Genomic DNA, 22,771 nt, shown 5'->3' on the forward strand with positions numbered 1-22,771 from the left:
ATGCCCCGTCTCAGGCGCCGATGAGCTTCTTGCCGGCGCGCGAAATCCAGGACCCCTTGTTTTCCCGCGGCTCCAGCCCGCTGCCCTTCAGCAGCTTGTAGGAATCCGCATACCATTGGCTGTCGGGATAGTTGTTGCCGAGAACGGCGGCCGCAGTCTGCGCCTCGTCCGTCAGGCCCATCGCATAATAGGCCTCGGTCAGACGCGCCAGCGCTTCCTCGATCTGGTTGGTGTTCTGGTACTGCTCGACGACGATGCGGAAACGCGAAACGGCGGCGAGATATTCCTTGCGCTCAAGATAATAGCGGCCAACCTGCATTTCGCGGCCGGCGAGCTGGTCGCGGGCGAAACGGATCTTGGCCTGCGCGTCGGCGACATATTCCGAATCGGGATAGTCGTTGACGACCTTGTTCATCGCCTCGACGGTGCGCTGCGCTGCGCGCTGATCCTGCGTCACGTCGGCGATCTGCTTCGAATAGGCAAGACCGATCATGTACTGGACATAGGCGGCATCCTTGGCGCGCGGATATTGCCGCAGGAACCGGCTGCCGGTTGTGATAGCCACGTCGTTCTTGTTGGTGCGCGTGGCGATGAAGGTCTGCATGACAAGCGCCTTCTGGCCCCATTCGGTAAAGGGATATTGCTTGTCGATAGCCTCGAACTTGCGCGAGGCTTCCGTCATGTTGCCGGCGTTCATGTTGGCAAGCCCCTGCTTGTACAGAACATCCGGCGGATCGGTCTCAAGGCCGAGCTTGGTGATGTCGATATCCGGATCGGACTGGCAGGCCGTGACGGCGACACTTGCACCGATCAACAACAACGAAACGGCGATCCCCCGCATCGTACCCTTCATTGCACCAGACCCTACATGCTTCATTCGACAGTTCCCACTTCCCGCGCAAATACATAAGCATCGGCTTTGCACTGGCGTTTCTAGCCATAAAAGCATCCGCAGGGCAACGCAATGATGACGCATTAACGCATTTTTATGGCATCAGCCCGCGCAATCGCATGAATATCAGGCGATATGACGAAACATCTTGCCCTGCATCACAAAAAAGCCGCCCACGAAGGAGCGGCTTTTTCTGTCAATTGATAGCCTGCAAACAAACTCAGGCAGACCAGGGTGCGAATTCCGGCATGTTGACCGCAACGAATTCACGGGCGCGCACCATCTGGTTGCGGGCGGCCGGGGCTTCGACGACCTCATAGGCCGTACGATCGCTCAACAGCGCCTTCAGCGCATTCGCATTGACCTTGTGGCCGCCGCGGTAGGAGCGGTAGCAGCCGATGAACTGCGCGCCGGCAAGCGCCAGGTCGCCAACGGCGTCCAGCGTCTTGTGACGGACGAATTCGTCCTTGGCGTAACGCAGGCCTTCCATGTTGATGACGCTGTTGTCGTCGGAAATGACGACCGAATTCTCAAGCGAGGAGCCAAGCGCATAACCGGCGGCCCACAGGCGCTCCACATCGCGCATGAAGCCGAAGGTGCGGGCGCGCGACAGTTCGCTCTTGAAGCTCTCCGCCGTCAGGTCGCCCTTCCAGGACTGCTTGCCGATCAGCGGCGTATCGAAATCGATGTCGACCTCGAAGCGCGTGCCGTCATAGGGACGGAACTCCGCCCAGGACGCACCCGAATCGATACGCACCGGCTTGATGACGCGAATATAGCGGCGCTTCACGCCGAGGCTCTTGATGCCGACCGATTCGATCGCTTCGATGAAGGGAGCGGAACTGCCGTCCATGATCGGCGCTTCCGGACCGTCAACCTCGACGACGAGGTTGTCGAGGCCCATGGCATAGATGGCCGCCATGACGTGCTCGATCGTCGCCACCGACTGGGAGAGCGAACGGCCGAGCACGGTGCACAGATCGGTATTACCGACATTGGCCGAAACGGCCTTCAATTCGGTAACACTGCCATTGTCATGAAGGCGATGAAACACGATGCCCGTTCCGGCTTCTGCGGGCTGGAACGTCATCGAAACCGGATTGCCGGAATGCACGCCAATGCCTTTAAGCTGAACAGCATGGGCGATAGTTGTCTGAAATCCGAGCAGTCCGATAGTCATGCGTATATGCCTTGTTTTGCAAACCGCGCCGCCTGGGCGCCGTTCAAGTTTTCAAGCCGGTTTTGGCAACCGGCCAAGTCCGTATTTTCCCTTACCCAGGCTCATACATACGCACATGTAGGTGCCACGACAAATCACTGTTCGTTTCGGATTGTTACACACGTAAGCCTTTGAAAAGGCAAATTAATTTAGTGTTAATAACGTAAAATAAACAAAACGCCCGGATCGTGAAACCCGGGCGTTCGAAGAGGCGGCGGAATCGCCTTTAGTTGGACTGGCGGCGCAGGAAGGCCGGAATTTCCAGCTGGTCGTCGTCGTGATGGCTGGACGAGGCAGGCGTTGCGCGGCCGTGGTCGTCAAGCTGGCCACGACGCGGTGCGTAGAGGCTGGCTTCCGGCGAAAGCGGCGCGCGGCGCTGCTGCGGGGCCATGCTCGGCGCATCCATCATGTCGGAGGGAACTTCTTCTTCTTCCCGACGGCCAAGCGAGTTGGTGATGCGCTTCAGAAGACCCATCGGGCCACGCTCTTCCTGGGCAGCAGGAGCGGCATGGGTGCGATGGTCCAGCTCGGCTTTGACGACCGGCGGGAAGTCTTCGACCTTCGGCATGCGAACCGGCTCGGGCTGGCGGGCAACCGGTGCGGGTTCCTGATAGACAGGAGCCTGCGGCTGCTGCATGCGCGGTGCCGGAGCGGCGACCTGTTCCGGAGCATGATAGACCGGTGCCGGAGCAACCGGAGCCGGAGCGGCCTGCTGAACCGGCTGGGCCGGACGAAGGGCCGGCGCTTCAGCCGGAGACGATGCGAACAGCTTGCTCTGCGGACGGAAGTCCTGGGCGGGCTGCTGGTGTGCGGCAAAACCGAGTTCACGTTCCATTTCGGCTTCCGCCGAACGGATGGTCTGGGCGATCGGGTCTACGGCCTTCGGTGCCTGCGAGACTGCTGCAGGCTGTACTGCGGCCGGAGCGGAAGCAACGGCCGCGGAAGGACGGATAAGCGGCTTGGCAACGGCTGCTGCGGCGCGCATATCGGCGATGTTCTGCTCGCCAACGCCTGCAACACGATCGATGCCGGTTGCGACGACGGAGACGCGGATGAGACCTTCAAGCGCTTCGTCGAAGGTCGCGCCGAGGATGATGTTGGCATCCGGATCGACTTCTTCGCGAATGCGGGTCGCCGCTTCGTCGACTTCGAACAGGGTAAGGTCGCGACCGCCGGTGATGGAGATCAGCAGGCCCTGCGCGCCCTTCATCGAGGTTTCGTCGAGCAGCGGGTTGGCGATCGCCGCTTCTGCAGCCTGCATTGCGCGGCCCGGACCGGAAGCCTCACCCGTACCCATCATCGCGCGGCCCATTTCGCGCATGACCGAACGGACGTCGGCGAAGTCGAGGTTGATGAGACCTTCCTTCACCATCAGATCGGTGATGCAGGCAACGCCGGAATAGAGAACCTGGTCGGCCATGGCGAAGGCGTCGGCGAAGGTCGTCTTGTCGTTGGCAATGCGGAAAAGGTTCTGGTTCGGAATGACGATCAGCGTATCGACGGACTTCTGCAGTTCCTCGATGCCCTGTTCGGCAAGACGCATGCGGCGACCGCCTTCGAAGTGGAAGGGCTTGGTGACGACGCCGACCGTGAGGATACCCTTGTTGCGGGCAGCCTGTGCGACGACAGGAGCAGCACCCGTACCGGTGCCGCCGCCCATGCCGGCGGTGACGAAGCACATGTGGGTGCCGTTCAGGTGATCGATGATCTCGTCGATGCATTCTTCCGCAGCGGCGCGACCGACTTCCGGCTGGGAACCCGCACCGAGACCTTCGGTGACGTTGACGCCGAGCTGGATGACCCGGTCTGCCTTCGTCATGGTCAGCGCCTGCGCATCCGTGTTGGCGACGACGAAGTCGACGCCCTGAAGGCCGGCTGTGATCATGTTGTTGACAGCGTTACCACCACCACCGCCGACACCGAAAACAGTGATGCGTGGCTTCAGCTCGGTGATATCAGGCTTTTGCAGCTGTATCGTCATTTTAGCATTCCTTCTTTCTCTGGCCGCATCGCCCCGCTGGCCGATTCTTGAAAACTCAACTCTGAAACCTCCGGCTTACGCCACGAGGCCACTCAAAAACTCTCTTTCAGCCATTGCCCCACCCGGGCTATCCGGCCGCTACCCGTACCAAACGGCGAGAACATTCCGCCTTGCGCCGCATGAATTTCGATATCCGCCACCTGCGGATAGATCATCAGTCCGCAGGCGGTTGAAAATGCCGGCCCCTTGGCCGCCACCGGCAGACCGGCCACGCCCATCGGGCGGCCGATGCGAACGTTGCGGGCAAGAATGCGCCGTGCCGTTTCCGGCAGCCCCGTCAGCTGGCTTGCGCCGCCGGTCAAAACCACGCGCTTGCCGACGATGGGGCTGAAACCGGACTTCTGGATACGATCACGGATCAGTTCCAGCGTCTCTTCGATACGCGCCCGCACGATACGGGTTACCAGTGCTCTTGAAACCTGCGATGGCTGATCGCGATCATCTTCGCCAATCGGCGGGATCGAAATCATGTCGCGCTCATCCGCGCCATTCAGCAAAGCCGAACCATGCACCACCTTCAGTCTCTCCGCATCTTCGATTCGTGTCGAGAGGCCACGTGCAAGATCTGTCGTGACGTGATGGCCGCCAAGGCCGATCGCGTCGGTGTGAATGAGACGGCCTTCGGCGAAAACCGAGATCGTCGTGGTGCCGCCGCCCATGTCGATGGCCGCGCAGCCGAGTTCAACTTCATCGTCCACCAGCGCCGCAAGGCCGCTGGCATAGGGCGTCGCCACCATCCCCTCGACGGAAAGATGCGCGCGGTTGACACAAAGCTCGAGATTCTTCAGCGCCGTGCGCTCGACCGTCACGACGTGCATGTCAACGCCGAGAAGATCGCCATACATGGAGAGCGGATCGCGGATGCCGCGCTCGCCATCCAGCGAATAACCAGTCGGCAGCGAATGCAGGATCGCCCGGTCCTGACGCATGGACTGCTGGCTTGCGGCCACCAGAACCTTGCGCAGGTCGCTTGCTTCCACTTCCTGGCCGCCGAGATCGATGCTCGCGGTATAGATGTCGCTTGCCAGCCGCCCGGCCGACACATTGACGATCAGGCTGTCGACCGTCAGGCCCGCCATGCGCTCGGCCGCATCGACCGAAAGACGGATCACGCCTTCCAGCGCGTCGAGATCGGCGATCACGCCGGATTTCACGCCGCGCGAGCGCTGGTGGCCGATGCCGATGATTTCGACCTTGTGGGTGCGGCCGGGTAAGATTTCGCTTTCCTGGCGCGGCGTCAGACGGCCGATCATGCATACGACCTTGGTCGAGCCGATATCCAGCACGGAGACGATGTGGCTGCGCTTGGAGGACAGCGGCTTCAGACGCGGCAGACCGAAATGGGAAGAACCGAAAAAGCTCATGTGTTCTTCTCCGCCTTCTTGAGAGCCTTGGTGCGCGCATCGACAGCGGCCTGACGGCGTTCTGCGGCGCCCTCGGTCAGCTGGATCGTGGTGCGGTCCGAGAGCCGGAGATCAACGGCGGCGACATCGCGCGACAGCACCTTTTCCTCAAGGTCGAGCCGCGCCAGCAATTGCAGCGCCTGCGGCAGATTTTCTTCCGGCAGCTTGACGACGATACCGTTATCGAGATGCAGATCCCAGCGGCGGCCGGCAATGCGGACATAAGCGCGGACACGGTTGCGGATTTCCGGCCAGTCGGCCAGCTGCTCGACGAAGCCGGCGGCACCCGTTTCCGCGTCACGTCCGACAAAGAGCGGCAGGGAAGCGAATTTATTGTCGCGCAGCGGCGCAATCACGCTGCCGCTTTTTTCGATCAGCGACAATTCCGTCCCATGCTGCCAGATGCCGAAGGCCTGACGCTCCTTCAGGCGAACTTCCACCGTCTTCGGATAGACCTTGCGGATATCGACATCTTCCACCCAGGGAAGCTGCACCAGCTTGCGGCGCGCCGCATCGATATCGAGCGCAATCAGCGAGGTGCTGCCATCGAGGCCGAGAAGCTGGAACACTTCGATTTCGGAGGTCTGCAGATTGCCGGAAACCTTCACGTCCTCGACGGCAAAGCCCGCGGCCGACGTCGTGGTTTGGGTGACGATGTTCGTGTGCCCACCGAGCGACATGCCGTAGAGCCCGGTCACCGCGTAAAAGGCGACGGCCGAAATCGTGCCGGTATGGGCGGGGATATGAATGCGTCCGGTCGCAAGGCTGACACCGAAACGCACGACGCGACGCAGCGGACGCGGCAATACCATCCGGTCGTCGGCACTGGCCGCCGCCGCGAATTGTTCGCGCTTTTTTGCCGTCGACTTTTTGCCGATCACCGCAAACACGAAGCGTCCTCCACCATCCAGCTGACAAGGTTACCAAAGGAGCGGCCAGCATGGGCCGCCATTTCCGGCACCAGGGAGGTCGGCGTCATGCCCGGCTGCGTATTCACTTCAAGCCAGATAACTTCGCCATCTTCTGAGAAGCGGTCGTCGTAACGAAAGTCTGAACGGCTTACGCCACGGCACCCGATCGCCTGATGCGCCATAACCGCCAATGTTTGAATCTTTTGGTAAATTTTCGGTGAAATTTCCGCGGGAATGACATGTTTCGAGCCACCATCCGCATATTTCGCATCGTAATCATAAAAATTGTGACCAAGCGGCACCACCTCGGTGACGCCCAGCGCCTCGCCGTCGAGCACACCGCAGGTCAGTTCGCGCCCATGAATGTAGCGCTCGACCATGACCTGATCGCCGTAACGCCATTCCGACGAGGTGAGGATTTGCGGCGGATGCGACTGGTCTTCCTTGACGATGACGACGCCGAAGCTCGAACCTTCGCGCACCGGCTTCACCACATAGGGCGGCGCGAGCGGGTGTTCGCTGGTGAAATCGAAGCGGTTCATGACGCGCTCGGCCGCGACTGGAACGCCGGCGGCGGCGGCGACCTTCTTGGCCTGCGCCTTGTCCATGGCAAGTGCTGAAGCAAGCACGCCGGAATGCGTATAGGGAATGGCGAGATATTCGAGGATGCCCTGGATGGTGCCGTCTTCGCCAAAGGGACCGTGCAGCGCATTAAAGGCAACATCCGGGCGCAGCTCGGCGAGCACGGCGGCGACATCGCGCCCCACATCGACCCGGGTGACCTTGTAGCCCTCGCCTTCAAGTGCAAGCGCACAAGCATTGCCCGACGACAGGCTGACCGGCCGCTCCGACGAAAACCCACCCAAAAGAACAGCTACGTGCTTGCCGCCCATAGAACCCTCTGACACCAACTCTCCGTTGCGAACCACCGCCGAACCGACCGAATGAAACGAGCGGTGATTCTGGCACATGATCCTTGAGATCAGTTAAACGCCATTAAGGTTAATGAATCGTTTACTTTCGTTAACCGCCGCGCCCAACATGCCGAGTTTCGTTAAAGAATCAGCATCGATCCGGATTCCCTCCTTGGAATCAGAGAGTTGCGCGGATTGCAACATGCAGGTTTTCAATGATCGGAAATAAAATCGCGCCGTCGAGGCTGGGGCTTCGTGGGGAAGGCAAGGTCGAAACGTTAACAGAGGGGATTATTCCCCAGGGAAAATAATCTGGCGTTTCAGCGTTTTAAATCCATGGCCTGAATCAGTCTCTCAATCGCCCGAGCGCAGCCAGACTTTACGGCCCAGCCTGTTGCATTGATCAATCACATTATTTGCATTCTTTCTTTTTTAGCATTCCATAAGAACAAAAATTGCGTTAACGCAGACATCGCCTCCCAAGGCATGACATTGCAATCCTCCAAAATGGAACCAAACCATGACTGACGCGGTATCTCCGGTATCGCCGACAGCTGGCAATTCGAACGTTGTAAAGACAAATTCGCCTGCACGAGTTCTCACTGCCAGCCTGGTCGGCACGACCATCGAGTTTTTCGATTTTTACGTTTACGCCACGGCCGCAGTGCTCGTGTTCCCCACTTTGTTCTTCCCGAACAATGACCCGATGACGGCGCTTCTGGCGTCCTTCGCCACCTTCTCCATCGCCTTCTTCGCCCGTCCGCTGGGCGCCGTGGTCTTCGGTCATTATGGCGACCGCGTCGGCCGCAAGACGACCCTCGTTGCGGCACTGCTGACCATGGGTGTCTCGACCGTCATCATCGGCCTGCTGCCGTCCTACGAGACGGCTGGCGTTCTGGCGCCGCTGCTGCTGGCGCTTTGCCGCTTCGGTCAGGGCTTCGGCCTTGGCGGAGAATGGGGCGGCGCCGTGCTGCTCGCGACGGAAAACGCGCCTCCAGGCAAGCGCAGCTGGTACGGCATGTTCCCGCAGCTCGGCGCGCCTGTCGGCCTGTTCCTTTCCTCCGGTGTCTTCTGGATTCTCCTGCACTTCATGTCGCAGGAAGCGCTGCTCAGCTGGGGCTGGCGTATTCCCTTCGTCGCCTCGATCATCCTGATCGCAGTCGGCATGTGGGTTCGCCTGTCGATCACCGAAACGCCGGACTTCCAGAAAGCGATCGAAAAGGAAGAACGTGTGGCCGTGCCGGTCGCGGAACTGTTCCGCAACCACAAGCGCAGCCTCGTGCTCGGCACCTTCGTGGCACTCGCCACCTTCGTGCTGTTCTACATCGGCACCGCCTATCTGCTGTCCTACAACGTCAAGGTCCTGAAAATCCCGTTCCTCGACGCGCTGGAAGTACAGATCCTCGGCTCCGTCGTCTTCGGCATCTTCATCCCGGTCGCCGGCAAGCTCGCCGAGAAATTCGGCCGTCGTGAAATCCTGATCCTGACGACCGTGCTGATCGGCCTGTTCTCCTTCCTGCTGCCCGGCCTGATGAGCGGCGGCGAAGGCTCGATCTTCGTCTTCGCGGCTCTGGCCATGATGCTGATGGGCATGACCTACGGCCTGATCGGCACGGCGCTCGCCGCGCCCTTCCCGACCCGGGTGCGCTACACCGGCTCGTCGATTACCTTCAACATGGCCGGCATCTTCGGCGCATCGCTGGCGCCCTACATCGCCACATGGCTGCAGGTGAATTACGGCATGGGTTATGTCGGCTATTATCTCTGCATATCCGCCCTCATCACGCTCGCCTGCATTCTTCTGTCCCGCAAGGACGAAGTCTGAGCCACGACAAAATTGACATGAAAAGCCCGCGAAACTGAGGTTTCGCGGGCTTTTCTTTATCTTCTCCTGCTCCTGCTCATGCGCTTACGCCACGGCCTGCCGCCGCTCGACATGCCCCGTCATGCAGACGCGATTGCGCCCTCCCCCCTTTGCCCGGTAGAGCGCCAGATCGGCATTGTGCATGACCTTGTCGAAAATTTCGGCATCGCCGCGGAAGGCCACCCCGATCGAAATCGTCACGGTAATCCGCAGGCCCTGATGCTCCACCGGTGTGGCCTCGATCGCCGCACGGACCTTCTCACACATCTGCAGAAAGACGAGCCGGCTGGTCTCTTGCACGACCACGAATTCCTCGCCGCCCAGGCGCGCGACATGCGCCGGCGGATCAAAATGATCCCTAATCCTGGCCGCGACGCTTGCAATGACAAGGTCGCCGACGAGATGGCTATATCTGTCGTTCACCGACTTGAAGTGATCGATATCGAGGAACGCAACACAATATTCGCTGCCGAGATTGGCGCATTCCGCATATAGCCCGAGCCGGTTGCTGAGGCCGGTCAGGGCGTCCGTATGGCTCAAATGCAGAAACCGCTCATGGGATTGGACGAGAATCTGCACTTCCCTGGCATTCAGCCAACAAATCAGCAATGTCACCGTAAACGCCACGGCGCCGCCGAGCGTCACGCTCAACATGATGCCGTTGGCGAGATCCGTGACCATCCCGAACTGCGCCAGAAACATCAGGCCGCCCGTGCACATCACGACGACAATCGCCGTCACCAGGCAGGCAATGCGAATGGAGAATTCCAGCGGTTCCAGCCGCCGGCGGCCTTCCGCTGTCGCGACCGAGAAACTTATCATTTCGATCGGCTTTTTCCAAAGACCCAATATCATGATCAAAAGCGCCTAAATCACGTAATGTCGTCAGTATTTTCTAATAAAATTGACTTGAATATTGAGGGGGACGAAGCCTTTTGACCTCGCCCCCTCACGCATTTCTTCAATAGTATGGGCAAAATTATTGATCGACCGTTACGACGAACGCCACCGCTCGTATCAATAGCTGCTTATCGCAAATTACAGTTGAGCAACCGGCTCACGCTCCGAGGAAGGGTTCGACTTCCCGACCGGGCATGAACAGGCCAAGGCGCTTGATTTCCCATTCCAGCCGGATGCCCGATTTCTCGAACACGCGCTTGCGGATGGTCTCGCCCAGATATTCCAGATCGTACCCGGTCGCATGGCCGGTATTGATCATGAAATTGCAATGCAGCGATGACATCTGCGCGCCGCCGATGACCAGACCGCGGCCCCCCGCCTCGTCGATCAACTCCCAGGCCGAATGACCTTCGGGATTCTTGAAGGTCGAACCGCCGGTCTGCTCGCGGATCGGCTGAACAGTCTCGCGATGATGGCGCACGGCGTCCATATCGGCGCGAATCTTCGCCTTGTCTTCCGGATAACCCTCAAACAGCGCGCCGGTGAAGATCAGGCCCGCATCGGCGCCGGAATGGCGGTAGCTGTAGCCCATATCCGCATTGGATAGCACATGCTGGTTGCCCTGACGGTCGACCGCATAGACTTCCACCACGCGATCGCGCGTCTCGCCGCCGTTTGCGCCCGCATTCATGCGCAGCGCCCCGCCAATGGAGCCTGGAATGCCGTAATAGAAATGGAAGCCGCCAATGCCGTTATCCATGGCCATGGCCGCAATATGTTTGTCCGGGCAGATCGCGCCGGCCTTGATGCGGTTGTCGCCGGCAAGCTCCACCTGGCCGAAACCCTTGGCGGACAGACGAACGACAACGCCCGGAATACCGCCGTCGCGCACCAGAAGATTGGAGCCGACACCGACCACGGTCAGCGGCACGTCTTCCGGCAGAATTTTCAGGAAGGCGATCAGATCGTCGGCATCATGCGGCTGGAACATCACCTCCGCAAGACCGCCGGCTCTGAACCACGTCACGCGGTCCATGGGCGCATCCGGTGTCAGACGTCCCCGCAATTCCTTTACCCCGTCGCCGAGCCTCCCCAGCAATTTAACCCCATCGACCTGTCTCATTCAGACTTTCCTGATATGCTCTTCAATTCCGAAGGCAGCGCTGCTGCCCATTGCGTGATATTTCCAGCCCCCAAGAGAACCACGAAATCACCCGGATTCGCAATGGCTGCGACCTGTGACGCAAGGTCCTCCCGCTTTTCGAGGAAACGGGCGTCGCGATGGCCGGCGGCCTTGATGGCCGAAACCAGCGCTTCGGAAGTTGCGCCTTCGATCGGATCTTCGCCCGCGGCATAGACCGGGGCAAGGATAATCGTGTCGGCATCGTTAAAACAATGGGCAAAATCGTCAAACAGGCTGGAAAGGCGGCTGTAGCGGTGCGGCTGGTGCACGGCGATGATGCGGCCCTTGCAGGCTTCCCGCGCCGCCCGCAACACGGCCTTGATCTCGACCGGATGGTGGCCGTAATCGTCAAAGACCTGCACGCCGTTGGCTTCGCCCGTCAGCGTGAAACGCCGCTTGACGCCGCCGAAGGAGGCAAGACCTTTCTTGATGTCGGCTTCTGAAATGCCGAGACGATTGGCGACGGCGATCGCGGCTGTCGCATTGGAAACATTGTGGCGGCCGGGCATCGGCAGCACGAGATCCTTGAAGGAGAATATCTTGCCCGTGCGGCGGCGGCGGATTTCCACATCAAAGATCGAACGCGTGCCGTCGATGCGCACATTCGAAAACCGCACGTCCGCCTGCGGGTTTTCACCATAGGTGATGACCTTGCGGTCTTCGATACGGCCCACGAGCGCCTGCACTTCCGGGTGGTCGAGGCACATGACGCCGAAGCCGTAGAACGGCACGTTCTCGACAAACTGGCGAAATGCGGCGCGCACGGCATCGAAATTGCCGTAATGATCCAGATGCTCCGGATCGATATTGGTGACGACGGCCACATCGGCCGGCAGTTTCAGGAAGGTGCCGTCGGATTCGTCCGCCTCCACCACCATCCACTCGCCCTCGCCCATGCGGGCATTGGTGCCATAGGCGTTGATGATGCCGCCATTGATGACGGTCGGGTCGAGATTGCCGGCTTCGAGCAGGGTCGCGACCATGGAGGTCGTGGTGGTCTTGCCATGGGTGCCGCCGATGGCGATGGCATTGCGGAAACGCATCAGCTCGGCCAGCATTTCGGCGCGGCGAACGATCGGCAGGTGCTTTTCCCGCGCGGCGATGAATTCCGGATTGTTCTTCTTGATGGCGGTGGAAACGACCACGACCTCGGCATCGCCGATATTATCCGCCGTGTGGCCGACAAAGACCTCGATGCCCTTGTCGCGCAGACGCTGCACATTGGCGCTGTCGGCCTGATCCGACCCCTGCACGCGGTGGCCGAGATTATGAAGCACTTCGGCAATGCCGCTCATGCCGATCCCGCCTATGCCGATGAAATGGACAAGGCCTATGGCTTTCGGCATCTTCATGCCCCAACTCCTTCATTCTTCTTCTTGAATTCCTCTACGGACCGGCCAGAAGCGACCGCCTCCACCAGATCGGCCAGCACATCCGCCGCATGCGGCTTGCCGGTCGCCTTGGCCGCTGCCGCGGTGGCGGAAAGCCGATCCGGCTCCGCGAGCGCCGCCGACAGCAGGCCTGACAATTTCTGCGGCGAGAGCTCCGCCTGCTTGATGACGCTTGCCCCGCCCGCCGCCGAAAGCGCCGCCGCATTGGCAGCCTGGTCGTGATCGAGCGCATGCGGATAGGGCACGAGGATCGACGGCCGGCCGATCACCGAAAGCTCCGATACGGTCGAGGCGCCCGAACGGCTGATGACCAGATCGGCCTCGCCGATGCGTGAGGCCATGTCGCCGAAGAAGGGCGAAACATCCGCCTTTACGCCAAGCTTCTGGTAGGACGTTATCACATTATCCTTGTCTTCGGGACGCGCCTGCTGGGTGACGACGATACGCTTGCGCTGCTCGTCCTTCAGCAGGCAGATCGCCGCCGGCACGGCGCTCGAAAAGAACTGCGCCCCCTGGCTGCCCCCGAAAACAACGAGCTGGAAGGGCTCGCCCGTCTGCGACGGGGTATAGGGGATGTCCGAGGCCGCCAGCACCGCCGGGCGCACCGGATTGCCGGTTGCAACCGTCTTGTCGGAATATTGGCCGTTGGCAGGCGGCAGGAAACCGCCGGCAATCGCCTTCACCCGGCCGGCCAGCGCCTTGTTGGCGCGGCCCATCACCGCATTCTGCTCGTGGATGATCGAGGGCACACCAAGACCCGTGGATGCCAGAAGCGGCGGCACGGTGGGATAACCGCCGAAACCGACGACCGCGACCGGCTTCAGTTTCGTCACCAGGCGGCGCGCCGCGCGAAGACCCACCCACAGCTTCCACAGCGAACGCACGACGGAAATCGGGTTCTTCGAGCCGATGGTGGCGGATGGCACGACATGGATTTCATCGGCCGGAAATTTGCCGGCATAACGCTCGGCGCGGCTGTCGGTGACGAGATGCACCTGATAACCGCGCGCCTTCAGCGTGTGTGCGAGCGCCTCCGCCGGAAACACATGGCCGCCGGTTCCCCCGGCGGCAAGCAGAACAATACCCTTGCTCATCAACATTTACTCCGCAGGAACGCCGGAACCGACGCGGAAGAAGCTGCGCTCCTGCGCCCGCTTTTCAGGTCTGTGGCGTGTCAGCGCCAGAAGGAAGCCGGCGGTCACGCAGATCGCCATCATCGACGAACCGCCATAGGAAATCAGCGGCAGCGTCATGCCCTTGGCCGGCATCAGCTCCAGATTGACACCGATATTGATCATCGACTGCATGCCGATCTGCAGCACAAGGCCGGCCACGGCGAAACGGCAGAAATCGTCCTTTTCCTTGAAGGCGTGCGACAGGCCGCGCAGCACGATGAAGGCGAAGATCGCCACTAGGAACATGCAGAAGACGATGCCGAATTCCTCCGCCGCCACCGAGAAGATGAAGTCGGTATGGCTGTCGGGAATGATGCGCTTGACGATGCCTTCGCCCGGTCCGCGCCCGAACCAGTCGCCACGAATGATCGCCTCGCGCGCCGTATCCACCTGGAACGTATCGCCCTCACCCGTCCAGAACCGGTCGATACGGCCGGCCACGTGCGGCAGCATGAGATAGGCGGAAACTATGCCGCCGACACCAAGCCCGCCGAGCATGATGATCCAGAACCACGGAACGCCGGCCATGAAGAACATGCCGCCCCAGACAACGGAAGTCAGGATCGTCTGACCGAAGTCCGGTTGGGCGATCAGCAGCGCCGCCACGATGCCGAAGGTGATGATGGCAAAGAGATTGCCCGGAATTTCAGGATGGCGCGCCCGTTCGGCGAAAAGCCAGGCGCAGACGATGACGAAGGCCGGCTTCATGAATTCCGACGGCTGGATCGAGAAGGTGCCGATGGAAATCCAGCGCCGCGCGCCCTTGACCTCGATGCCGAAGAACAGCGCGAAGATCATCATCAGCAGCGAAGCGATGAGCATGATGACCGCGACGCGGCGTACCTGGCGGGGCGACAGGAAGGACAGGCCGACCATGATCGCCAGCGACGGCACCATGAACATCGCCTGACGCTCGACGAAAAAGAAGCTGTTGAGACCGATACGCTCGGCAACCGCAGGCGACGCCGCAAAGGACAGCATCAGGCCGATACCCATCAGGGCGACGAACGCCGCCAGAAAGAAACGGTCGATGGTCCAGAACCACTCCGCGACCGGACCGCGATCAACTCGGCTTACCATGGCCTTCAGCCCCCTTTTCCAGAGTGAACGAGCATCGTCATGCCATCGAGCGCCGCGACCTGCGCGACGAACGAATCACCTCTGACTTCAAAGTTCTTATATTGATCGAAGCTTGCGCAAGCCGGGGACAACATCACGATATTGCCGGCCGTCGCATCTTTTTCCGCATCCGCCGCCGCATGCTGGACGGCCTTGTCCAGCGTGCCGGATATTTCATAAGGCACAGCCTCGCCAAGCGTCGCGGCGAATTCGGCGGCCGCCTCACCGATCAGATAGGCCTTGGCGATGCGCGGAAACAGCGGCGAAAGGCTGGTGATGCCGCCGGCCTTGGGCAGGCCGCCTGCGATCCAGTAGATGCGGTCGAAACTCGAAAGTGCCGGGGCGGCCGCATCGGCATTGGTGGCCTTGCTGTCATTGACGAAGGTGACATTGCCGCGCCGGCCCACCGGCTGCATGCGATGCTTGAGACCGGGGAACGATTTGAGACCGGCACGAACTTCATCTTCGGAAACGCCGACCGCAAGGCAGGCAGCGATTGCCGCAGCCGCGTTCTGTGCATTGTGGCTGCCGCGCAGGGTCTGGATGCCGTCGAGATCGACCAGCAGCGAAGAAGTACCGCCGTGTGCCCTGAGAATCCGGCTGCCCTCGGCATAAAGACCTTCGGAAACGACATTGCGCTTGGAGATGCGCTCGACCTTGACGCCGGCGCGTTCGATACGGTCGGCGATCAGCGTCGAATGGCTGTCATCCACGCCGACGATGCCCGTCTGGCTACCCGCCACCAGCCGTTCCTTGACGTCGGCATAATGCTGCATCGTTCCGTGCCGGTCGAGATGATCGGGCGTCAGATTAAGCAGGATGCCGGCGGTCGGATTGATGGTCGGAGCCAGATCGATCTGGTAGGACGAGCATTCCACCACGTAGAAACGTTGCGCCTTCGGCGGATCGAGGCTCAGCACCGCCGTGCCGATATTGCCGCCGAGCTGCGTATCGCGGCCCGAAGCGTTGAGAATGTGCGCGATCAGCGCCGTCGTCGTCGACTTGCCGTTGGTGCCGGTAATCGCGATGAAGGGGCAATCCGGCGCATGCGCCCGGCGCTCACGGATGAAAAGCTCGATATCGCCGATCACTTCGACGCCCGCCGCCTTCGCAAGGTCCACCGACCAGTGCGGCTTCGGATGCGTCAGGGGCACGCCGGGTGCCAGCACGAAAGATGACAGGGAGCGCCAGTCTATCGTCCGAAGATCCGCCGTCGTAATGCCCTCGCCTTCGGCCTTGGCGACGCTGTCGGGATTGTCGTCGAAGGCAACGACATCCGCGCCACCGGCAACCAGCGCCCGGGCCGTCACAAGCCCGGAACCGCCGAGCCCGAAGAGAGCGACTTTCTTACCTTTGAACGACGTGACCGGGATCATCGCTCACCTCAGCTTCAGGGTGGCGAGGCCGAGCAGGGCGAGACCCACGGAGATGATCCAGAAGCGGATCACCACCTGGCTTTCCGTCCAGCCTTTTTTCTCGAAATGGTGGTGGATCGGCGCCATCAGGAAGACGCGCCTGCCGGTACGCTTGAACCAGAAGACCTGGATGATGACCGACAGGGTTTCCATCACGAACAGACCGCCGACGATGACCATGACGATCTCGTGTTTGGTGGCGACGGCGATGGAGCCGATCAGGCCGCCAAGCGCCAGCGACCCCGTATCGCCCATGAAGATGGCGGCGGGCGGCGCGTTGAACCACAGGAAGCCGAGACCCGCACCGATGACCGCGCCGACGATGACGGCGAGTTCACCCGTGCCGGGTACGAAATTGATCTGCAGGTAATTGGCGAAAACCGCGTTGCCGGCAAGATAGGCGATCACACCGAAGGTGGCGGCGGCGATCATGACGGGCACGATGGCAAGACCGTCGAGACCATCCGTCAGGTTCACCGCATTGCCCGCGCCGACGATGACAAAAGCGCCGAAAAGCACGAAGAAATAACCGAGATTGATCACGAATTCCTTGAAGAACGGAAAGGCGATGGAGCTGCCGAGCGTGCCGCCATGCGGTGCCGAGGCAAGCGCCATCTTCATCATGAAGAACACGGCAATCGCCGCGATCAGGAATTCGATGCCGAGACGGGCCTTGCCGGAAAAACCCTTGTCGCTCTGTTTCGTGACTTTCAGATAATCGTCGTAGAAACCGATGGCGCCGAAACCGAGCGTCACCATCAGAACGGCGACGACATAGACATTCGACAGGTCGCCCCAGAGCAGCGAACCGCCGAGAATGCCCGCAAGGATCATCAGCCCACCCATGGTCGGCGTGCCGGCCTTCTTGAAATGCGTCTGCGGCCCGTCGGCGCGGATCGGCTGGCCTTTGCCCTGACGCACGCGCAGCGAGTTGATGATCGCCGGTCCGAACAGGAAGACGATCAACGCAGAGGTGAACATCGCCGCGCCCGCCCGGAAGGTAATGTACCGGAAGAGGTTGAAGAGTTGAATTTTATCCGACAGTTCGACGAGCCAGATCAGCATAATTGCCCTTTCAAAAGGCTATTTCAGACTTGGCGTTCCGTCTCGGGGAATGCCGGATACTTGTCAAGCAGGGCGGCGACAATCTTGCCGAAACCAAGCCCAAGTGACGATTTTACCATCAACGCGTCTCCCGGTTGCACCCATTGCAGGGCGAAATCGGCAAGTTCCGCCGTCGTCGGGAACCAGATGACGGTGACGCTGTCCGGCAGCGCATCGCGAAGAGCGGCCATCGCCTCGCCCGCCAGCCACACATGTTCGATACCGGCGGCGAGCAGCGGCCCGGCCAGTTCCTCATGCAGCTGCGCGGAAAACTCACCCATCTCCAGCATGTCGCCAAGAACGGCAACGCGCCGGCCATGGCCCTGCGTTTCGGTTTCCGCCAGCACGGCAATCGCCGCCCGCATGGAAGCCGGATTGGCGTTGTAGCTTTCATCGATCAGCAGAAAGGACGCGCCGTCTATCGTCAGGCGATGGCGCTGGCCCCGTCCCTTCACCGCCTCGAGCGATCCCAGCGCCTCGAAAGCGCGATCGAGATTGGCGCCGGTGACGGCCACGGCGCCCAGAACCGCCATGGCGTTATCGGCAATGTGCCGGCCGGGAATATTGAGATGCACTTCGCTGGTTTCACCGTTCAGGATCGCCCAGATGGTCGAACCCGTCACCGTGCTTTCGAAGTCGGCAAGGCGGAAATCGGCTTTGGCGTGCTGCCCAAACGTCAGAACATGCTCGATGCCCTGTTCCTGCGCTGCCTCTTCAAGCTGCTCGAACTGGGCATTGTCGCGGTTGAGAATGACGGAACCGCCCTCCTCCAGACCTTCGAATATCTCCGCCTTGGCGGCGGCGATCTCTTCTATGTCCTTGAAATTGCCGAGATGTGCCGGCGCGATGGTGGTGATGATCGCCACATGCGGTCGGACCATCTTCACCAGCGGCCGGATTTCGCCGGAATGGTTCATGCCGATTTCGAAAACGCCGAATTCGGTGTCGGCCGGCATGCGCGCGAGCGTCAGCGGCACGCCCCAATGGTTGTTGAAGGAGGCGACTGCCGCATGCACCCGGCCGGAGGGCGCAAGCGCCTGCCGCAGCATTTCCTTGGTCGTCGTCTTGCCGACCGAACCGGTCACGGCGATGATGCGCGCCGACGTTCTTTCCCGCGCCGCGACGGCAAGCTTGCCCAGTGCGGCGAGCACGTCTTCCACGACGATCATCGGCACGGTCAACCGGCCGAGCGCCGGCAGCTTGCCTTCGGCGACAACCAGAAGACCGGCGCCATTGGCAACGGCAAAGCTGGTATAATCATGACCGTCCACCCGGTCGCCCTTGATGGCGAAGAAGGCTTCGCCGGGCTTGACCGTCCGGCTGTCGATGGAAATGCCGGTGATTCCGGTCGGCAGGTTGCCCACCGGGCGTCCTGCCGTGATGGCGATCATGTCGGCGACTGTCCATAACCAGCTCAAATCTTCGATCCTTCCAGCCCTGCCAGTGCAGAGCGCACCTGTTCATGATCGGAAAACGGCAGTGTCACGGAACCTACGATCTGCCCTTCTTCATGCCCCTTGCCCGCGACGATCAGCGTATCGCCATTCGAAAGCAGCGATACCGCGTGGCGGATCGCCTCTGCCCTGTCGGCGATTTCCAGTGCGCCAGGCGCCGCTGCCATGACTTCGGAACGGATCGTTGCGGCATCCTCAGAGCGGGGATTGTCGTCGGTAACGATGACGATGTCGGAAAGACGCGTCGCCACTTCGCCCATGATCGGGCGCTTGCCCTTGTCGCGGTCGCCGCCGCAACCGAAGAGGGTGATGATGCGGCCGGAGGTGAAGGGCCTGACAGAGATCAGCACATTTTCCAGCGCATCCGGCTTGTGGGCATAATCCACATAGGCAAGCGCGCCGTTCTTCGTCTGGCCCACCAGTTCCAGACGGCCGGCCGCGCCGATCAGCTTTTCGAGCGCCTTGAGCGCCGTCGCGGCGGCAACACCGGTGGATATGGCAAGACCGGCGGCAACAAGCGCATTCGCAACCTGGAAATCCCCCGCCAGCGGGATGTCGACTTCATAGATCACGCCGTCATGATGTACTTCGATCATCTGCCTGTGGCGGAAATGCTCGACACGCTTCAAAGTCAGATATTGACCGTTGCGGCCGACGGTGCGCACATCGAGACCTGCTTCGCGCGCCGCGCGGATCGCCTTGTCCGACCATGGATCGTCGGCAAAGATCACGGCGGGAGCGCCTTTTTCCATCAGCGTATCGAAGAGCCGCATCTTCGCGGTCATATAGTCCTCGACGGTCGGATGATAGTCCATGTGGTCACGGCCGAGATTGGTGAAGCCGGCGGCTGAAAGCCTGACACCGTCGAGACGGCGCTGGTCGAGGCCGTGGCTGGACGCCTCCATCGCCGCATGGGTCACGCCCTCGGCAGCAAGCTCGGCCAGAAGCGCATGCAGCGTCACCGGGTCAGGCGTCGTCAGCGCGCCATAATCCTCGCGGCCGGGAGCGATGACGCCCGTCGTACCGATCTGCGCGGCGGCATGGCCTGCGAAAGCCCATATCTGCCGCACGAAGGAGGCGACGGAGGTTTTTCCCGCCGTTCCGGTGACGGCGACCATGGTGTCGGGCTGTTTTCCATAAAAACGGGCGGCGGCGCGAGAGAGATAAAGCCGCGGGTCGGAGACGACCAGCACCGGCACGTCGGCTTCCACCGCATGCCCGGAAACGACGGCAACCGCACCCTTGGCAACCGCGTCCTTCACATAGGCCGCGCCATCCGCCTTCGTGCCCGCAACCGCCACGAACAGGCTGCCGGGCTGAGCCTTGCGGCTGTCTGCGGTTATCCCCCCGATTTCGACCGCCCCTATCCCAGACAGGAGCAATTCATTCAATTCCGGAAACGCATTTCCGGATATATCTCGCAAATTCATCGACTGTGTCCGTCTTGTCCCCCCGGCGCGAATCGCCGGAACATCATAAGCTCTAACAATCAATAAGACACGAGCAAGGCCGAGCCATCCTTGCCGAACTTCGGCTTCACGCCCAGCACCGCCGCCGTGCGGGTGATGATATCGTGCACCATGGGTGCGGCCGACGTGCCGGCAAGCGCCGCGCCGTTGCCCTTGTCGGTCTTCGGCTCGTCGATGAAGGACAGCACCACATATTGCGGATCGTCCATCGGAAAGGCCGACAGGAAGGCGTTGAAGTTCTTGTCGTGCACGTAACGTCCATTGACGACCTTGTCGGCCGTGCCGGTCTTGCCGCCGACATTGAAACCGTCGACGCGCGCATTGCGGCCCGAACCATTGACGCCGTTCCACTCGAACAGGAAACGCATGTCCTTGCTGGCGCCCGGTTTCAGAACCTGCTTCGCCACCAGGTCCGCCTGTTCGCGGGTGCGCGGCAGGAAGGTCGGCTCGATCAGCTTGCCACCATTGACCAGTGCGGCACCGGCAACCGCCGTCTGCAGCGGGGTCGTGGAAACGCCGTGGCCGAAGGAAATGGTAATCGAGTTGATCTTCTTCCACTCGCGCGGCTGCGACGGCAGCGCCACTTCAGGCAGTTCCGTCTGCATGCGGGTCAAAAGGCCTAGCCGCGTCAGGAATTCCTTATGGCCTTCGGTGCCGACGGTATCGGCGATCTTGGCCGTGCCGATATTCGACGAATACTGGAAGATTTCCGGCACCGAGAGCATGCGCCCCTTGCCGTGGAAATCCTTGATGGTGAAGCCGCCGATGCGGATCGGGTAACGCGCATCGAACATGTCGCCGAGGCGGACGCGGCCCGAATCAAGACCCATGGCAATCGTGAAGGACTTGAAGGTGGACCCCATTTCGAACGTGCCGTTCGACATGCGGTTGAGCCAGCCTTCTTTCGCCCCTTCGGCCGGGTTGTTCGGATCGTAATCCGGCACCGAGGCCATGGCGAGGACTTCGCCCGTATGTACATCCAGCACCACGGCACCGGCGCCGATTGCCTGGAACTTGGCGATCGCCGATGTCACGACCTCACGCACGATGGACTGCACGCGCAGATCGATCGACAGCTTCACCGGTTCCAGCGGCTGGTCGCTGGTCATGCCGAGCGCGGTCAGATCGGCCAGCCCCTGGCTGTCGACGTAACGTTCCATGCCGGCCACGCCGCGATTGTCGATATTGACGTGGCCGACCACGTGGGCCGCCGTCGGACCGCCCGGGTAGAATCGGCGTTTTTCCGGACGGAAACCGATGCCGGGAATACCGAGCGCCAGAATCTGGCTCTGCTGCTTCGGCGTCAATTGACGGCGCAGCCACTGGAAGCGCGAATTGGATGTAAGCTTCTGATAGGTGCCACGCTGGTCGAGGTCGGGCAGCACGGTACGCAGCTTCTCGATCGCCTCATCGATGTCGACGATGCGATGCGGCTCGGCAAACAGCGAGACGGTGCGGATATCGGTGGCCAGAACCTCGCCGTTGCGGTCAAGAAGATCGGGGCGCGACGCCATCAGCCGGTCTGCGGGCGCAATGCTCGAAACGGTTTCCTGTTCCGCCATGCCATATTGCACAAGACGCCCGCCCACGACGGCATAAAAGGCCACGAAACCGAAGATGATGAGGCCGACACGGCTTTTCGCCTGGGCGGCGCGCCTCTTGCGGGCGCCTTCGAAAGCCGCATGATCGGTATAGACGCCGGTTGTGCTGGCGGAAAAATGAGCCTTGCTCTTCAAAACCATGACGCGGGAGAGAAAAGACATCAGCGGTTCACCGATCCTGTTATCGTGTCATCCATGTCGTCGGCTTCATCGCCCGCGACGGCGGAGACGGCCGGAGCCGCTGTTGGACGGGAAACACGCGCCCGGGGCGTTGGAACCGGGGCGCCATTGGCAGCGATCTGGCCCGCCGGCGGCGACTTCTTTTTGGCCGCAGCGCCAAGCGTCGCGCCCGGCTTGGAACCGTTGACGGCAGCGGCGATCACATCTTCGACGCTCATGCCTTCCGGCTCCGGCGGCTGCGGCAATTGCGAGCGCAGCATGGGAAGTTCGCGCGGCTGCGCCAGCTGTGTGGGCAGCGTCGGGGAAAGACCAAGCTCGTCCTGATAGGCGTTAACGAGGCGGTGCAGACGGTTCGGCTGCGTCAGCAGCGCCCAGTCCGCCCTCAAGAGATCGATCGTGTCCTTTTCAAGCTTGATCTCGGCCTCGATCTTGCGGACCTCTTCGAGCTTGAGATCGGTCTTGTGCTTGATCGAATAGGTCACGACGGCTGCGGCGACCATGACCCCCATCAAGATGACATCGAAAGTGCGCAGCAT

General features: G+C 61.1%; 18 protein-coding genes. 1 reads left to right on the forward strand and 17 read right to left on the reverse strand.

Annotated features, from left to right (window positions below; all coding sequences use genetic code 11):
* Positions 1 to 10: 10 nt before the first annotated feature.
* The 6 genes from ACI2KA_RS01515 to ACI2KA_RS01540 all read right to left on the reverse strand — a co-directional run bounded on the left by ACI2KA_RS01515 (position 11) and on the right by ACI2KA_RS01540 (position 7,359).
* On the reverse strand, positions 11 to 877 hold the full coding sequence (locus tag ACI2KA_RS01515) for an outer membrane protein assembly factor BamD (protein ID WP_404498563.1): 867 nt from the start codon (positions 875 to 877) through the stop codon (positions 11 to 13).
* 235 nt (positions 878 to 1,112) lie between these two features.
* Entirely contained in the window at positions 1,113 to 2,072 is a 960-nt protein-coding gene (gene lpxC, locus ACI2KA_RS01520) for a UDP-3-O-acyl-N-acetylglucosamine deacetylase (protein ID WP_404498564.1), read from the reverse strand.
* A gap of 265 nt (positions 2,073 to 2,337) precedes the next feature.
* Positions 2,338 to 4,092: a cell division protein FtsZ gene (gene ftsZ, locus ACI2KA_RS01525; RefSeq protein WP_400813315.1), complete on the reverse strand. Its 1,755-nt coding sequence runs from the start codon at positions 4,090 to 4,092 to the stop codon at positions 2,338 to 2,340.
* 92 nt (positions 4,093 to 4,184) lie between these two features.
* Positions 4,185 to 5,516 (reverse strand): cell division protein FtsA, encoded by a 1,332-nt coding sequence (gene ftsA, locus ACI2KA_RS01530; protein ID WP_003513208.1) that lies wholly within the window; start codon positions 5,514 to 5,516, stop codon positions 4,185 to 4,187.
* Positions 5,513 to 6,445 carry a cell division protein FtsQ/DivIB gene (locus ACI2KA_RS01535; protein WP_404498567.1) on the reverse strand — a complete coding sequence of 311 codons (933 nt, stop codon included), beginning with the start codon at positions 6,443 to 6,445 and terminating at the stop codon, positions 5,513 to 5,515. Before ACI2KA_RS01535 ends, ftsA begins: the two co-directional genes overlap by 4 nt.
* Positions 6,433 to 7,359, reverse strand: a complete 927-nt coding sequence (locus ACI2KA_RS01540) for a D-alanine--D-alanine ligase (RefSeq protein WP_404498924.1) — start codon at positions 7,357 to 7,359, stop codon at positions 6,433 to 6,435. The genes ACI2KA_RS01535 and ACI2KA_RS01540 overlap by 13 nt, the downstream gene beginning before the upstream one ends.
* A gap of 541 nt (positions 7,360 to 7,900) precedes the next feature.
* On the opposite strand from ACI2KA_RS01540, the gene ACI2KA_RS01545 reads away from it, so the two are divergent.
* Complete coding sequence (locus ACI2KA_RS01545; RefSeq protein ID WP_404498569.1) at positions 7,901 to 9,205, forward strand: MFS transporter; 1,305 nt, start codon at positions 7,901 to 7,903, stop codon at positions 9,203 to 9,205.
* 84 nt (positions 9,206 to 9,289) lie between these two features.
* On the opposite strand, the gene ACI2KA_RS01550 is transcribed toward ACI2KA_RS01545, so the two are convergent.
* From ACI2KA_RS01550 to ACI2KA_RS01600, 11 genes are all read right to left on the reverse strand, one after another.
* Positions 9,290 to 10,099 carry a GGDEF domain-containing protein gene (locus tag ACI2KA_RS01550; protein WP_404498571.1) on the reverse strand — a complete coding sequence of 270 codons (810 nt, stop codon included), beginning with the start codon at positions 10,097 to 10,099 and terminating at the stop codon, positions 9,290 to 9,292.
* A gap of 202 nt (positions 10,100 to 10,301) precedes the next feature.
* Positions 10,302 to 11,267 (reverse strand): UDP-N-acetylmuramate dehydrogenase, encoded by a 966-nt coding sequence (murB, locus tag ACI2KA_RS01555; RefSeq protein ID WP_404498573.1) that lies wholly within the window; start codon positions 11,265 to 11,267, stop codon positions 10,302 to 10,304.
* Entirely contained in the window at positions 11,264 to 12,679 is a 1,416-nt protein-coding gene (gene murC / locus ACI2KA_RS01560) for a UDP-N-acetylmuramate--L-alanine ligase (RefSeq protein ID WP_404498574.1), read from the reverse strand. The genes murB and murC overlap by 4 nt, the downstream gene beginning before the upstream one ends.
* A complete protein-coding gene (gene murG, locus ACI2KA_RS01565; RefSeq protein ID WP_404498576.1) occupies positions 12,676 to 13,812 on the reverse strand; it encodes an undecaprenyldiphospho-muramoylpentapeptide beta-N-acetylglucosaminyltransferase in 1,137 nt (378 codons plus the stop codon). Before murG ends, murC begins: the two co-directional genes overlap by 4 nt.
* Positions 13,813 to 13,818: 6 nt before the next feature.
* Positions 13,819 to 14,973, reverse strand: coding sequence for a putative lipid II flippase FtsW (gene ftsW / locus ACI2KA_RS01570; protein ID WP_404498578.1), 1,155 nt, complete (start codon positions 14,971 to 14,973; stop codon positions 13,819 to 13,821).
* A gap of 5 nt (positions 14,974 to 14,978) precedes the next feature.
* Positions 14,979 to 16,388, reverse strand: a complete 1,410-nt coding sequence (murD, locus tag ACI2KA_RS01575) for a UDP-N-acetylmuramoyl-L-alanine--D-glutamate ligase (RefSeq protein WP_404498580.1) — start codon at positions 16,386 to 16,388, stop codon at positions 14,979 to 14,981.
* A 3-nt stretch (positions 16,389 to 16,391) separates the two neighbouring features.
* The gene (gene mraY / locus ACI2KA_RS01580) at positions 16,392 to 17,492 is read right to left on the reverse strand and encodes a phospho-N-acetylmuramoyl-pentapeptide-transferase (protein WP_404498582.1); all 1,101 of its coding nucleotides are present in this window, start codon (positions 17,490 to 17,492) and stop codon (positions 16,392 to 16,394) included.
* A gap of 23 nt (positions 17,493 to 17,515) precedes the next feature.
* Positions 17,516 to 18,949: a UDP-N-acetylmuramoylalanyl-D-glutamyl-2,6-diaminopimelate--D-alanyl-D-alanine ligase gene (locus tag ACI2KA_RS01585; RefSeq protein ID WP_404498584.1), complete on the reverse strand. Its 1,434-nt coding sequence runs from the start codon at positions 18,947 to 18,949 to the stop codon at positions 17,516 to 17,518.
* Positions 18,946 to 20,415, reverse strand: coding sequence for a UDP-N-acetylmuramoyl-L-alanyl-D-glutamate--2,6-diaminopimelate ligase (locus ACI2KA_RS01590; protein ID WP_404498586.1), 1,470 nt, complete (start codon positions 20,413 to 20,415; stop codon positions 18,946 to 18,948). Before ACI2KA_RS01590 ends, ACI2KA_RS01585 begins: the two co-directional genes overlap by 4 nt.
* 59 nt (positions 20,416 to 20,474) lie before the next feature.
* Positions 20,475 to 22,217: a peptidoglycan D,D-transpeptidase FtsI family protein gene (locus tag ACI2KA_RS01595; protein ID WP_404498588.1), complete on the reverse strand. Its 1,743-nt coding sequence runs from the start codon at positions 22,215 to 22,217 to the stop codon at positions 20,475 to 20,477.
* Positions 22,217 to 22,771, reverse strand: a complete 555-nt coding sequence (locus ACI2KA_RS01600) for a hypothetical protein (RefSeq protein ID WP_404498590.1) — start codon at positions 22,769 to 22,771, stop codon at positions 22,217 to 22,219. The genes ACI2KA_RS01595 and ACI2KA_RS01600 overlap by 1 nt, the downstream gene beginning before the upstream one ends.

Origin of the sequence: Agrobacterium sp. NPDC089420, from assembly GCF_044900305.1 — a bacterium.
In the GTDB taxonomy this organism is placed as follows: domain Bacteria; phylum Pseudomonadota; class Alphaproteobacteria; order Rhizobiales; family Rhizobiaceae; genus Agrobacterium.

Coding starts and splice junctions, on each gene's coding strand:
- ACI2KA_RS01515 (WP_404498563.1), bottom strand. CDS start 877: ATGAAGCATGTAGGGTCTGGTGCAATGAAGGGTACGATGCGGGGGATC.
- lpxC (WP_404498564.1), bottom strand. CDS start 2,072: ATGACTATCGGACTGCTCGGATTTCAGACAACTATCGCCCATGCTGTT.
- ftsZ (WP_400813315.1), bottom strand. CDS start 4,092: ATGACGATACAGCTGCAAAAGCCTGATATCACCGAGCTGAAGCCACGC.
- ftsA (WP_003513208.1), bottom strand. CDS start 5,516: ATGAGCTTTTTCGGTTCTTCCCATTTCGGTCTGCCGCGTCTGAAGCCG.
- ACI2KA_RS01540 (WP_404498924.1), bottom strand. CDS start 7,359: ATGGGCGGCAAGCACGTAGCTGTTCTTTTGGGTGGGTTTTCGTCGGAG.
- ACI2KA_RS01545 (WP_404498569.1), top strand. CDS start 7,901: ATGACTGACGCGGTATCTCCGGTATCGCCGACAGCTGGCAATTCGAAC.
- ACI2KA_RS01550 (WP_404498571.1), bottom strand. CDS start 10,099: ATGATATTGGGTCTTTGGAAAAAGCCGATCGAAATGATAAGTTTCTCG.
- murB (WP_404498573.1), bottom strand. CDS start 11,267: ATGAGACAGGTCGATGGGGTTAAATTGCTGGGGAGGCTCGGCGACGGG.
- murC (WP_404498574.1), bottom strand. CDS start 12,679: ATGAAGATGCCGAAAGCCATAGGCCTTGTCCATTTCATCGGCATAGGC.
- murG (WP_404498576.1), bottom strand. CDS start 13,812: ATGAGCAAGGGTATTGTTCTGCTTGCCGCCGGGGGAACCGGCGGCCAT.
- ftsW (WP_404498578.1), bottom strand. CDS start 14,973: ATGGTAAGCCGAGTTGATCGCGGTCCGGTCGCGGAGTGGTTCTGGACC.
- murD (WP_404498580.1), bottom strand. CDS start 16,388: ATGATCCCGGTCACGTCGTTCAAAGGTAAGAAAGTCGCTCTCTTCGGG.
- mraY (WP_404498582.1), bottom strand. CDS start 17,492: ATGCTGATCTGGCTCGTCGAACTGTCGGATAAAATTCAACTCTTCAAC.
- ACI2KA_RS01590 (WP_404498586.1), bottom strand. CDS start 20,415: ATGAATTTGCGAGATATATCCGGAAATGCGTTTCCGGAATTGAATGAA.
- ACI2KA_RS01595 (WP_404498588.1), bottom strand. CDS start 22,217: ATGTCTTTTCTCTCCCGCGTCATGGTTTTGAAGAGCAAGGCTCATTTT.
- ACI2KA_RS01600 (WP_404498590.1), bottom strand. CDS start 22,771: ATGCTGCGCACTTTCGATGTCATCTTGATGGGGGTCATGGTCGCCGCA.